The following is a 12,409-nucleotide window of genomic DNA, read 5'->3' as shown; positions in this document are numbered from 1 at the left end:
CATGGCCGGCACCCCCGTCATGTCCACGCCCACCTTGCACGACGTGAGCACCGCTTTGCGCAACTTGCGCCAGGCATGGCCACAGTCTTGGCCAGGGGTGCCCTTGGTGTTTGAGCGCGCTTGGGCCCAGTTGGGCTTGGGCCATCCCCGCAAAGGTTCTGTGGCCCGCAGTTTGCTGGCTTTTGGCCGCTTGGTCTCAGAGCAGGTTGAGCAAGACGGCGTGCGTCGCCTCGCGCTGGGGTTGGAGCCGGCGTATCACAACCGTCTGCACATCGCTGACACCCTGGTGTGCATGAGCTACTTGCTCAAAACATCGGCCTTGCTGAAGGTGCCTGGGGCACGCCAGCCGGGTGTCGCGGCCATGGCCTTGGCCATCATGGCGGGGCACGACTTTTTGCACCCTGGTGGCTCCAATGCGCAGCCCGGTGAATTTGAAGCACAGGCTGTTCAGGATTTGCAACCCTGGATGCGCCAAGCCGGGCTGGGTTTGACCGAGCGCCAAACCCTGGCCGATTGCATCATGGCCAGTGACCCAGTGCGGGTCAAGGGCTGCCACATGCAAGTTCGCATGCAGAACTTTGACCTGCGCCAGTCCCGCTGTTTGGCTGTTTTGGTGCAAGAGGCCGACATCTTGGCCAGCACCTTGCCGCAGACCGCCTTGGGCTTGACACAGTCTTTGGCCTTGGAGTGGTCCAGCAAACAACCGGATGCGGCAGACCAACTGCTGTTGCCGCAAAACCGTTTGTTGTTTTTGGAGCATGCAGCGCTCTTTTCCAGCCCGGCGGCCCGTCATCTGGGTGTGGACGCGGTCAAGCAGCGGCAGGTCAAGCGCATCGCGCAAGCGCTGCTCCAGCCTGACTGAAACCCGGCCCACGCAGTTCAGCGCGCAACGCCCTGGGCATCACTTGTAGGCGTTGGCCATGCCCTCAAAAGTGCCCTTGAGCCCTTCTCGGGTGCTGGTGCTGTTGCCCACGATGCTTTCCATCAGGCTGAACTGGCTCATGTAGCGGTTGAGCAGCTTTTCCATGCGCGCCTCCAAAACCGCCAAATCCTTTTTGTAGGCTTCAATCTTGGTGGTGTTGAATTTGGTTTTGGTGTCAATGGCGCCCGTGGAGAGCAGCATTTTTTCGATTTTGTGGATGGCATCACCGGCGATGCCGCCCGGGGCTGTGCTGTAAATGCTTTGGTTGTTGGTGCCCGCGCTGAACAAGGTGGAGACTTCGTTGAAATTGTCTTGCAGCGCTTTGTCCAGCTTGGCCTCGTCCAGACTGAGTTTGCCCGTGCGGTCCATGCTCAGGCCCACGTTGCGGGCCGCTTTGATCTCGGTGCCAGGTGTGCTGGAGGTGTCGGTGATCATGGCCCGCACTTGAGAGCGCACCGTTTGGAGCAGGCTTTCGCCTGCCAATGCGCCCCCGAACTCTTCAACTTTGCTCTCCCGGTCACCCAAAATTTTGAGCGAGGCCTCAAAATCGTTGTAGGCCGTGACCAAGCCTTTGATGTTGTCCTTGATGGCGACGGTGTCGCGGTTCAGGTCAATGCGGGCCGCTCCAGTGGAGGTGGCAAACAGGTCCAGGGTCACACCATCGATGACGTCGGTGACGGTGTTGCTGCTGCGCGTGACGGTCAAGCCATTGACTTTCAGGCTGGCGTCGGTGGCCGTTTGGAGGTGGTTGGTGAAGCTGACACCGGGAACGGCTGCGCCGTTGCTGTCTTTGCTGGTCAAACTGAAAGACTGGGCGGCCCCGGATTCACCGGTGATGACCACGTTGAAGCTGTTGCCCGTGTTGATGAGCTGTGCCGTGACCCCCAACTTGGCCCCATTGATCGCGCTGACCATGCCGGCAGGCGTGGGGTTGGAGACACTGATGTCGCCCTTGTCCACGCCCCCCACCGTCAAATTCAGCGAAAAAGCCGTGCCCGTCGTTGCTGGGCTGATCACGTTCAGCGCAGTGGCTCGGTCGGCGAAGTTGCTGCTGGCCGTGCGTTGCATCCGTGCCGTTTGCAAGACTTCGATGCTGTAACTGCCCGCTTCTGCACTGGAGCTGGCCGTGACGGACAGGGCATTGGGCTGGGTGTTGCTGGGCTTGATGGAGCTGAAATCACTCGCGTCGTTGAGTTTTTCGAAAGCCGTCTTCAGCTCTGACAGGGCATATTTGACCGCCCCATAACCGGTGATCTTGGCCTCAGACTGCTTGATCTTGGCATCGATGCGTTCTTTTTGTGGTGTCTTTTCGGCATCCACCAGACTTTGCGCCAAGCCTTTGATGTCAATGCCGGAGCCGGCGCCGAGAGAGTTGACAATGTTGCTGGTGGTGGCCATAAGGTGCGGTGGTGTGAGGAGGGTGACGGTTCAGGTCTTGCTGAGTGAATCGGCACCAAGGGGCCAAAGATGAGCTCAGTGCGAAATGATCAACCTCGGATGTAGTCAAACAGGCTGAGCCCGGAGATTTTGGAAAAACTGCCCATGGCCGCCTCCAAAGCCATCATTTCTTTGTTCATGCGGGTCACGGCGGCGGTGTAATCCAAGTCCTCAATTTCAGACAAGGTCGATTTGAAGCGCAAAGTGGTCTCATCGAGCACGTCCAGTTGTGACTGAACCACCGTTTGATCCGAGCCGTTTTGAACCTGGGACAGGTTCAGGTTGTTGTGCATTTGCTGCAGGTCAGAGATGCCTTGTCGGATGTCTTCGGTTTGGCTGCCCTCGACGCCAGCGATCATGTGGTCAAGCGCGTCGAAAAAGCCCACGTTGTCACCGTTCTCGCGCACCACGCGGCTGAACACATCGGTGCCCGCACGGGTGAATTGCACGGTGCGCTCCTCGCCTGCTGGAATTCGGGTTTGCGTTTGATCGCCCTGGTAGATGACTTGTCCGTTGGCATCTTGCGCAAAGGCCGGGGTGTTGACCCGTGTGCCTGAAAACAGATAGTTGCCGCTGTCGTCGCGCGTATTGCCCAAACTGAGCAATTGGTTGCGCAAGGCTTTGAGTTCTGACGCAATGCCTTGTCGGTCATCGTGCGCCAAGGTGTCGTTGGCGGCTTGAATGCCCAACTCTTTCATGCGTGTGAGGATGTCGTTGGACGCCGACAGCGCGGTTTCTTCGGCGGTGAAGCGGCGCATGGCCACATCCAGGGTGCGCATGTGGCTGTCTTGCCGCTGCACTTCCCCCTTGAGGCGCTGAATGGCGGCCGCTTGGTCGGGCGCGTCGCTGGGCGAGAGGATTTGTTTGGACTCGGCCATCTGCGCTTGTGTGGTGGCCAGGCGGTTTTGGATGTTGCTCATGCGCTCGGTGGCGCGGTCAAACAAAAATGAGGTCGAAATTTTCATGGGGCCTCCGGTCAGCGAACTTGCAAGATAGAGTCGAACAAGGCCATGGCCACTTGCATGACCTTGGCGTTGGCTTGGTAGGCTTGCTGGAAACGCACCAAGGCAGAGGCTTCTTCGTCCAGGCTCACACCCGAGATGCCATCGCGCGCTTCCTGGGCTTGCTGATAGACCACGCTGAGCGCTTGCTCGGCAATGGCCGCTTGGCGCGCGACGCTGCCGACTTGGTTGACGCGCTCGATGTAGGTCTCGGTGATGGTCAGGCCGCCCGGCATCAGGGTTTCGTCTTCCAGTGCGACCAAGCGCAGCATGGTTTCGTTGTTGCCGATACCGTCTTTGTTGCCATCGATGCTGAACACATCGCCCGCTTTGGGGGCGGTCGAAAATTCCAGGCGCAAACCCCTGTAGGACAAATGGGGGGTGCTGGTGGTGGGGTCGGCTTGCAGCTGGCGCTCGGCCACCAGGGTGTTGGTGCGGGTGTCGACGATTTGGTAGTGGGTGTCGGATGTGAAGGTCACTTGCATGGGCGAGGCCCGCAGGGTTTGCTTCATATTGCCTTCGATGTGGGCAAACTGCGCACTCACCGTGGCCGAGCGCGCAACGCCACTGTTGTCGGTCACAAACACCAAAAGATCATCGGTGCTGGTGCCCTTGACGGAAATGCGGGTGTCAAAACCCAGGCGCTTGAGGTCGGTCGGGTTGCCGTTGCTGCCCATGCCCAAACGGATGTCGTCGGTGGTGTTGGTGGCTGGACGTGACAACACCAGTCGGCCATCGACCGCGGAGGCCGTGACGCCGGTGTTGGCCGAGGCGTTGTTCAGCCAAGTGACCACATCACCCAAGCTCGAGGGGTTGCTCAGCTGTGGCAGTGAAACGCCGTTGAGCGTGATGGCCCCGGCCTGGATGGGCTCGGAGGTGGTGCCGAAGGTGTCACCTGTCAGGACGGCTGCGGTCTTGAGGGGCGGCTGCACCTCGCGCGTGGCCGTGTTGAACTGCTGAACCAAACCCACGTCGGCCTTGGCCCCCATGAAGATGTCCATGTCCAAGTATCGGGCGTTGCCCGTCTTGTTCAGGTAGTCGTTGTTGTAGACCGCACCGGCTTCCAGGCCGTTGTCGGGCTTGAACAGCAAGGCCCGCTGGTCAGCGCTCAAGTCCGTGCCCAGCACATGCCGACCATCACGGGTCATGACTTGGAAGGACTGACCCGCACTGGGGCTCTTCAAGGTGAGCGACAGCTCTTGGGTGCCCACGGGCACCACGCCCAAACTGGCATAGGGCTGGGCGGGGCTGGTGGAAACCGTGACGCTGCCCACTTGGGGAATTTGGCCCAAGGCCAGATCGCCGAGCAAGGACGTGGGACCCGTCAACTGCGGCGCGGCGAAAGACACGCGGGCTTGCGCGGTGCTGCTGTTGAGCGGGTTGTCGATGACACGGAATTGGCCCGCTGCGGCCACGCGGTTGGCGTCCTTGACGATCATGGCCATGCCGGCCGCTTGCAAGGGCTTGTCGGCGCTGAAGGCGAACAAGTCACCGCCCAATTGACCTTCAGCGTCAATGCCTTCGCGGTGGATGGCATTGATCTCGCGGGTCATGACCTCAGCCAGGTCGTTCAGCGAATTGAAGGCGGGGTTGAGCACTTGCTCGCGAAAAGTCATGACCCCGCCGATTTTGCCGCTGCTGATGCTGGGAATGGTCTCTGGCGAGGCGTAGGCATCGATGGCGAATTCGAGTTTGTTTTTGTCGATGCCCGATTGCGACACCGTGATGGCACGGGCCGTGGTTTGCTGCACCAAAATGCCTTGATCCAGGGTGTCGCCCACACTGACCAACACCGCACCATTGGGTTCGAATTTGGTTTTCACTGCAATCAAGCCGGACAGCTCGCGCAGCAAGCGGTCACGTTGGTCGAGCAGTTCAGACGGTTGCTTGTCGGTGCTGCTGTGCTTGGCCATTTGTTTGTTGAGCAAGCCCAGTTGCTGGGTGATCGAGTTGATCTGGCCCACATCGGTGTCCACCGATTGGCGTGTTTCGTTGTCCAGCAGTTCAAACTGCCCCGCGAGTTGCTGAAAGCGTGACGCCAGCCCCTCGGCATCGCGCAAAAAAGTGCTGCGCGTGACCACCGAAGCGGGGTCGCTGGACAAGTCCCTGGAGGCCTCGAAAAAACGGTTCATGGCGGTGGTCAGGCCAATGCTCTCGTCGCCCATCACGTCGATCAGGCGGTTGACGTAAGACAGCAAGGGTTTTTGGCTCTCCAAGTCGCTGTTGCTGTTGCGCAGGTTGGACTCGACGAAGGCGTCGTACTGGCGCTGAACCGCGTCAAAGCGAGCGCCTGTGCCCAAGTAGCCGGCACCCATTTGGCGCGGCTGGTTGGCGCTCAAGGACACGTCTTGACGGGTATAGCCGTCGGTGTTGACGTTGGCGATGTTGTTGGACACCGTCGCCAAGGCGCGCTGGTAAGCGGTGACGCCGGAGCTGCCGATGCTGAGCAAGTCACTCATGGTTTAGCCCCTGGTGTGAGCTGCTCGAGCTTGAAGCCATTGAAGCGCTCGAGTTGGTAGCCTTTGACCACCTCCGGGTTGAGCGGCAGGGCTTGTCGTGCAGGGTGGAGTGGCAGAGCCTGTGCTTCGGTCTTGGGTGCATGCAGACGCAGGGCGTCTTGGGTGCTGAGTTCTTGGGCCCGCAGCATTTGCTTTTCCATCATGTTGGCCACGCCCATGCCACCGCGCTTGACCATTTCGAGGGACATTTCTTTGTCCATCAGGTCTTGGTAGGTGTCCATGTTGCCGCCCTCGACCAGATCACTTTTCTCGATCGACTCGCGCATGGTCTTCATCATCTGCTGAATGAAGTAAGCCTCAAACTGCTCGGATGTTTTGCGGATGGCCTTGGACGGGTCCTGTGCAGCCTCACCCTTCAGCCGCGTGAGGGCGTTGAAGTCCAGGTAGGTGCTGGCGTTGCTGGTGGACAGGTCGTTCATGACAAGCTCTTTAGATCACGATCAACTCGGCGCGCAAACTGCCGGTGCTTTTGAGGGCTTCCAAGATGGCGATCAGGGCCGAAGGCGTTGCCCCCACTTGGTTGACGGCATCGACCACTTGGCGCAAGTCCACGCCGGGTTGGAACAGGAACATGGGGTTCTTGGGCTCGGACACCGAGATGTCGGCGTTTTGTACGGGGGTGGTTTGCCCATTGGAGAAGGCGTTGGGCTGCGACACTTCGTTGGTGGCGGCGATCGCCACCGAAATGGTGCCGTGTGCGACAGCGGCAGCGGTGATGCGCACATTGCGGCTGATCACCACAGTGCCTGTGCGGGAGTTGACGACCACACGCGCAGGCGGCTCGCCTGGCACCACGTCCAAGTTCTCCACCATGCTCAAAAAGGCCACGCGCTGGGACATGTCGCTGGGGGCTTTGACCGCAAAAGACATGCCGTCCAGGGCTTGCGCTGTGCCGTTGCCAAAGTTTTTGTTGATGGCGTTGACGATGGCGGTGGTGGTGGTGAAGTCCGACTCGCGCACATTCATGACGACATGGTCGGATTTTTCAAAAGGCGTCTCGACCATGCGCTCGACCGTGGCACCGCCAGGGATGCGCGCAGCGGTGGGGACACCGATGCTGACTTTGGAGCCGGCTGCACTGGTCTCGACGCCGGTGGCGGTCAGTGCCCCTTGGGCCAGACCGTAGATCTCACCGTCTACACCGCGCAAGCTCGTCAACAGCAAGCTGCCGCCGCGCAGGCTGCTGGCTTTGCCGATGGCCGAGATGTTGATGTCAATTTTTTGCCCAGGTTTGGCAAAACCGGGCAGCTCGGCCGTCACCATCACGGCCGCCACGTTTTTGATGTCGATTTTGCCGCTGGAGGCGTTTTGTTCAAAGTCTGACAAGGGCCCATCAATGCCCACGCCCAAGCGCGCCAGCATGGCTTTCATGCTTTGGGCGGTGAACGAGACATCGGCACCGTCGCCCGTGCCTTGCAAACCCACCACCAGACCGTAGCCAATGAGTTGGTTGGTGCGGCCTGCGGCCACCGATGCCAGGTCTTTGACCCGGTCAGCCCACGCAGAGCCGGACAGGCTGAGCAAGACGATGAGAGAGAAAAGGGCGGATTTCATGGGTATTTCCAGCGTGGTTTGGCTTTAGAAAGGCCAGAACTTCATGAGGGCGTTGGTGCCCCAGCCGGCGCGGGCTGCATTGGCCATGTCGCCCGTGCCGCGGTAGGCGATTTGGGCATTGGCCAAGCGGCGCGATTGCACCGTGTTGTTGGGCGAAATGTCTTCGGGGCGGATGATGCCGCTGACTTGGATGATTTCGGCCCCTTCGGTCAAGGCCAGTTGTTTTTCGCCACGCACCATCAAGTTGCCGTTGGCCAAGACCTCGGACACGGTCACCGAGACGTCGCCAATCAGGCTGGCTTTTTGGTCGGCTTCACCGCCGCCCACGCTCTCAATGTTGGCTTTGCTCAAGTCCACACCATTGAAAATGCCCTGTGCGTTGGCGCCCAAGATTTTGGGCAAACCCATGTTTTGCAATTTGGCGTTCAAACCACCCGGTGCAGCCGCAGCGGTGGGAATGACGTCGTTCTTGGCCGCCCGTTTGACGCTGCCACTTTGCGTGCGACCGGCTTGGGTGGATTCATTGAGCAAGACGGTGATCACGTCGCCGACGTTGTAAGCACGCACGCGGCCAAACCAGTTGTCGCTTTGACGACCGTTGTAGATGGCCCCTGTGGCCAAGCGTGGTTTGTCGACGGCCACGGGCAAGACGGGCGCGAATTGGGGGGTGTGGGCCATGGGCGTGGGTTGGGTGGCGCAGCCCGCCAAACCGAGTACCAGGGTGAGGGCCAATGGGCAGATGAGGGTGCGTTTCATGGTGGACTTACATGTTGTTGTTCAAGAAGCGCAGCATGCCGTCCACGGCAGAGATGGCTTTGGAGTTGATTTCGTAGGCACGCTGGGTTTCGATCATGTTGACCATCTCTTCAACCACATTGACGTTGGATGCCTCCAGGGCACCTTGCATCAATTGACCGGCGCCCGCCAAGCCGGGTTGGCCCACCTGTGGCGCACCGCTGGCGGTGGTTTCTTTCATCAGGTTTTGCCCGATGGATTGCAGACCGGCGGGGTTGGCAAAGCGGGCGGTCTGGATTTGACCAATCACCTGGCTGCCGCCACCGCCTGCGGCCTCGACCGACACGGTGCCGTCTTGGCCAATGGTGATGCTGGCCACGTTGGGCGGGATGGTGATGGCCGGTTGCAAAGGTGAGCCGTTGGCCGTGACCAATTGGCCGGTCGAAGACAATTTGAAGGAGCCATCACGGCTGTAGGCCACGGTGCCGTCGGACTGGGCAATCTGGAAAAAACCGTCGCCTTGCACGGCCACGTCCAGGGCGTTTTTGGTGCTGACCAAACTGCCTTGGGTGTGGGTTTTTTCGGTGGAGACGATGCGCACACCGGTGCCCAGCATCAGGCCCGTGGGGGCTTGTGCGTCGGCACCCACCTGAGCGCCAGGCTGGCGCAGGTTTTGGTAGAGCATGTCTTCGAAAGAAGCACGGTCGCGCTTGAAACCCGTCGTGTTGACGTTGGCCAAGTTGTTGGAGATGACCGACATGCGCGTTTGTTGCGCGTCCAGGCCGGTTTTGGCAATCCACATTGATGCATCCATGGGGGGCTCCTGTCAGTGTTTAGGCGGGTTTCATCATGGAAGCACCGGACTCGTCGAGTGCCTTGGTTTCCTTGATGATGCGAATTTGGGTTTCAAAACTGCGCGATTGGTCAATCAGCCGCGTCATGGCTTCAATGGCGCTGACGTTGCTGCCTTCCAAAGCTTGGGGAATCAAGCGCGGCTGGGCGTTGCCCTGTGCGATGTCAGCGCCGTCGGCTTGCCCATCGACTTTGAACAAGCCGTCTGCGCGACGGCCGAGCTTGACGTCGCCGGCGTCGCGCATGCGCAATTGGTCAATCAACACCATGGGCGCTGTGCTCGGTTGCGCAGGGTCTTTGGCGTAGACCGTGCCATCGGGGTTGATGTTCACCATCATGCCCGGTGGGACCGCAATCGGGCCACCATTGCCCAGCACCAAATGGCCGGAGCCGTTTTCCAACTGGCCTTGGGGGTTGATTTTCAAGTCCCCTCGGCGTGTGAAGGCCAGATCCCCATTCGGGGCTTGGACCGCCAACACGGCTTTGTCGGCCAAGGCGATGTCCATGGGCCGGCCTGTGGCCATGACCGGGCCGGGCGTGAGGCGGATCTGGTCTCGGGCCACGGCCTGAGCTTGGTAGCGGGAGTCAAAACCTGGACCATCGACTTTGATGGTCTTGAGTGCCACGTCGTAACTGCTTTTGAAGCCCACCGTGGACACGTTGGCCAAATCATTGACCAGCACCTGGCGAGCCGTTGCCTGCTCCTTGATGGTGGCGTTGGAAGTAAAGACAAGGCGGTCCATGGTGTATTTCTTAAAGGTTCAGTCAGGGCGTGGTGTTCATCAAGCCCGGATGTTGATGATCGCGCTGGTCATGGTGCTGCTGGTCTCGATCGCTTTGGCGTTGGCCTGGAAGTTACGCTGAGCAGTGATCAGGTCCACCAGCTCTTGGGTCAGGTCCACGTTGGCGCGCTCGGTGGCACCCGCACGGATCGTTCCGAAGCCGGCCGAACCGGCTTCGCCGATCTTGGCCCCACCCGATGTGGCCGAGGCCAGGTAGCTCGCATCACCGATCTGGCGCAGGCCAGAGGGGCTGGAGAAGTTGGCCAAGACGATTTTGCCCAGCGACACCTGTGAACCGTTGGAGTAGGTGGCATTGACCAGACCGTCTGGGTTGATGTTCAGACCCATCAGCTCGCCTTCAGGCGCGCCGTCCTGAGACTGCGACAGCACCGCAAAAGCACTCGAGTATTGGGTGGACTTGGTGAAATCGATGGACATCGTCAAGGCCCCTTTGCCGCCTTGCAAGAAGGCGGTTTCAAAGGGCATGCCGGTCAGCGGCGAAGTGGGCTTGCCGGTGAGGTCAAAGCTCAACTCACCGCGGTCGAGGTACACCGGCCACCATTCTGTTTTGCTCGACAAGCCGGTCGCATCTTCTGTTTGCTCGCCATTTTTGACGTATTGCAAAGCGCCGTTTTCAGTGAATTGGGCCAGCTTGATCCAGTTGGAGGTGGCGCCAAACTGCATTTCGGTGTTGGCCAAACCCCAGTCTGCGGAGCCGCTGACTTGGATCGAGGCATTGTCGCCCGATGTGCCGGTGGTGAATTTGAGTTGCTTGGTTTTGGAGTCAAAAACCACGCTCACCCCTTCCACAGCCCGTCCGGTTTCCAGCTCGGAGACACCGTTGATTTTGTTCTGCAGGGCCAAGGCAAATTGGTCCATGTTGGTGTAAGAGCCCGTGTCCATCTCCACGCGGCTGGAGATGCCATCGACCGACACAAAGAAGTCTTTGTTGCTTGACGACACCGACACGCTCTTGCTGGTGTTGATGGTCATGACTTCGCCCGTCAGAACCGCTTTTTCACTCACCTTGCCGCGCTGCGCCAAGTTCTCAGAAGCGGTGGTCTCCAGCGCATTGTTGGTGGGCGAGGCCGGGTCTGGCAGGCCCAGGAAGGTGATGGCCTGGTCGTTGGCGCCCGAGATGCGGATGCTCGAGGTGTCGCCGGTGGTGCCCGAGGAGAATGAAAATTTGGCGGTCTCTGGGTCAAAACTGACGCCGATGCCAAAGCGCGCATCGCTGTTGCCCAAACCGCCCAATTTGTTGTTGATGGCGATTTCCAGATTGCGCGAAAGCACGGTTGGATCGGTGTCGGCCGTGGTGACAGCGTAGTTGATGGTTTCGGCTTGACCGGCACCGTCGATGGTGACCTGCAACTCCAGATTGATGGCGCTGGTGAACGCGGTGGCCTGGGCCGCCGTGGTGGCCGCGAACAGGTTGGTGCTGTTGGGCCCGCTCACAGACAGACCGCTGGTGACGAAGGTCGAGCCGTTGTAGCTGACGGTGACGCGGTCGGTGATGGCTTGCGAGGCCAGTTTCGCGTTGATCGCGTTTTCGATGTTTTTGGCCGCGACTTCCGGGTAACGGTCGCCCGCGCCGAGGGTGTAATTCATCGTTTGAGGGGGGGTGGTGCCGATGGTCAAGGCGAGCGGCGCCGTGCCGGTGGCCAATCCCGCGGGCGGGAAGGTCAGCTTGGACGCGGCATACGAATTTTTCACACTGCCACCGGTGACTGTGGCGGGTTCGGACACGCTGACCGCTGTGAGTTGGTCCAGGGTGTACATCTCGGTGGTGCCCGAGCTGGGGACCACTCGGGGGTCGCTCTTGGGCAGCACATCGCCGTATTTGTTCACAAACAAGGGGCTGCCGGTGGTGTTGGTCGATTGCTGCAAAGCGGGCTTGACGGCCGTGTCACCCACAAAAAAGTAGGTCTGCCATTTGGAGAAGGGGCTGGCCTGGCTGGCGTTTTGGGTTTTGGCGTAATAGACCGTGGCCAAGTAACCGTTACCGCCACTGTCGTAGACCGTCAGCGCCGTGCTTTTGTTGTAAGTGTTGGGGTTGGCGCGGTCGAAATCGGCGGTGATCACGGCCGAGTCGGCGGGCAAGTTCAAACCCAATTGGATTTGTGTGGTTTCAACCGCTTCGCCCGACGTCTTGGGCGGGATGGTGAGGGCCGCGAGTTTTTTCAAATCCGCTTTGCCGGACGAGTCCACCGACGCGGCCATGAGGCGCTGGCCCGTGGAATTGACCACGTTGTTTTGGTCATTCAGTGTGAACGAGCCGTTGCGCGTGTAGATGTCCTGCAAGCCGTCGGGGGTCTTCAAGGGGAAGAAGCCGTCACCCGTGATGGCCAGGTCCAGCGAGTTGCCGGAGGTGGAGATGTTGCCTTGGCTAAATTCCTGGCTCACCTGCTTGAGCGAAACGCCCTGGCCAATGTTGCTGGAGGATTTTTGCAAAGGCGATGTGGAGAAGATGTCACCAAAGTCAGCCCGTGAGCGCTTGAAGCCCGAGGTGCCCACGTTGGCGATGTTGTTGGAGGTCACGGCCAATTGGGCGGTGGCCGAGTTCAAACCGGTGAGTGAGGTGTAAAAGGACATGCGAGAGTGCTCCTG

The 12,409-nt window shown here is 59.8% G+C and carries 10 protein-coding genes; 1 reads left to right on the top strand and 9 read right to left on the bottom strand.

Annotated features, from left to right (window positions below; genetic code table 11):
• Position 1 precedes the first annotated feature (1 nt).
• On the top strand, positions 2–862 hold the full coding sequence (locus ACHEXK_RS08195; protein ID WP_416545095.1) for a hypothetical protein: 861 nt from the start codon (positions 2–4) through the stop codon (positions 860–862).
• Between the two features lie 39 nt (positions 863–901).
• Here the strand turns inward: ACHEXK_RS08195 and fliD are convergent, their stop codons facing one another.
• From fliD to ACHEXK_RS08150, 9 genes are all read right to left on the bottom strand, one after another.
• Positions 902–2,320, bottom strand: a complete 1,419-nt coding sequence (fliD, locus tag ACHEXK_RS08190) for a flagellar filament capping protein FliD (protein ID WP_416545093.1) — start codon at positions 2,318–2,320, stop codon at positions 902–904.
• Positions 2,321–2,409: 89 nt separating this feature from the next.
• Entirely contained in the window at positions 2,410–3,324 is a 915-nt protein-coding gene (flgL, locus tag ACHEXK_RS08185; RefSeq protein ID WP_416545091.1) for a flagellar hook-associated protein FlgL, read from the bottom strand.
• Between the two features lie 11 nt (positions 3,325–3,335).
• Positions 3,336–5,819 (bottom strand): flagellar hook-associated protein FlgK, encoded by a 2,484-nt coding sequence (flgK, locus tag ACHEXK_RS08180; RefSeq protein WP_416545089.1) that lies wholly within the window; start codon positions 5,817–5,819, stop codon positions 3,336–3,338.
• Positions 5,816–6,298, bottom strand: a complete 483-nt coding sequence (locus ACHEXK_RS08175; protein WP_416545087.1) for a rod-binding protein — start codon at positions 6,296–6,298, stop codon at positions 5,816–5,818. Before ACHEXK_RS08175 ends, flgK begins: the two co-directional genes overlap by 4 nt.
• Before the next feature lie 10 nt (positions 6,299–6,308).
• The gene (locus tag ACHEXK_RS08170) at positions 6,309–7,433 is read right to left on the bottom strand and encodes a flagellar basal body P-ring protein FlgI (protein WP_416545085.1); all 1,125 of its coding nucleotides are present in this window, start codon (positions 7,431–7,433) and stop codon (positions 6,309–6,311) included.
• Positions 7,434–7,457: 24 nt separating this feature from the next.
• Positions 7,458–8,189, bottom strand: a complete 732-nt coding sequence (locus tag ACHEXK_RS08165) for a flagellar basal body L-ring protein FlgH (protein WP_416545083.1) — start codon at positions 8,187–8,189, stop codon at positions 7,458–7,460.
• Positions 8,190–8,196: 7 nt separating this feature from the next.
• Positions 8,197–8,982, bottom strand: a complete 786-nt coding sequence (gene flgG, locus ACHEXK_RS08160; protein ID WP_416545081.1) for a flagellar basal-body rod protein FlgG — start codon at positions 8,980–8,982, stop codon at positions 8,197–8,199.
• 19 nt (positions 8,983–9,001) lie between these two features.
• Positions 9,002–9,763: a flagellar basal body rod protein FlgF gene (locus tag ACHEXK_RS08155; protein ID WP_416545079.1), complete on the bottom strand. Its 762-nt coding sequence runs from the start codon at positions 9,761–9,763 to the stop codon at positions 9,002–9,004.
• Positions 9,764–9,802: 39 nt separating this feature from the next.
• Entirely contained in the window at positions 9,803–12,394 is a 2,592-nt protein-coding gene (locus ACHEXK_RS08150; protein ID WP_416545077.1) for a flagellar hook-basal body complex protein, read from the bottom strand.
• Positions 12,395–12,409: the final 15 nt, after the last annotated feature.

This window comes from Limnohabitans sp. DCL3 (assembly GCF_048019295.1).
GTDB lineage: Bacteria > Pseudomonadota > Gammaproteobacteria > Burkholderiales > Burkholderiaceae_C > Limnohabitans_A.
Note: the sequence above shows the minus strand (reverse complement) of the source record. Positions and strands in the feature narration are given on the sequence as shown.

Bases quoted from the DNA above. Each gene is read 5' to 3' on its own strand.
- fliD (WP_416545093.1), bottom strand. From the start codon at position 2,320: ATGGCCACCACCAGCAACATTGTCAACTCTCTCGGCGCCGGCTCCGGC.
- ACHEXK_RS08150 (WP_416545077.1), bottom strand. From the start codon at position 12,394: ATGTCCTTTTACACCTCACTCACCGGTTTGAACTCGGCCACCGCCCAA.
- flgK (WP_416545089.1), bottom strand. From the start codon at position 5,819: ATGAGTGACTTGCTCAGCATCGGCAGCTCCGGCGTCACCGCTTACCAG.
- ACHEXK_RS08175 (WP_416545087.1), bottom strand. From the start codon at position 6,298: ATGAACGACCTGTCCACCAGCAACGCCAGCACCTACCTGGACTTCAAC.
- ACHEXK_RS08170 (WP_416545085.1), bottom strand. From the start codon at position 7,433: ATGAAATCCGCCCTTTTCTCTCTCATCGTCTTGCTCAGCCTGTCCGGC.
- flgL (WP_416545091.1), bottom strand. From the start codon at position 3,324: ATGAAAATTTCGACCTCATTTTTGTTTGACCGCGCCACCGAGCGCATG.
- ACHEXK_RS08195 (WP_416545095.1), top strand. From the start codon at position 2: ATGGCCGGCACCCCCGTCATGTCCACGCCCACCTTGCACGACGTGAGC.
- flgG (WP_416545081.1), bottom strand. From the start codon at position 8,982: ATGGATGCATCAATGTGGATTGCCAAAACCGGCCTGGACGCGCAACAA.
- ACHEXK_RS08165 (WP_416545083.1), bottom strand. From the start codon at position 8,189: ATGAAACGCACCCTCATCTGCCCATTGGCCCTCACCCTGGTACTCGGT.
- ACHEXK_RS08155 (WP_416545079.1), bottom strand. From the start codon at position 9,763: ATGGACCGCCTTGTCTTTACTTCCAACGCCACCATCAAGGAGCAGGCA.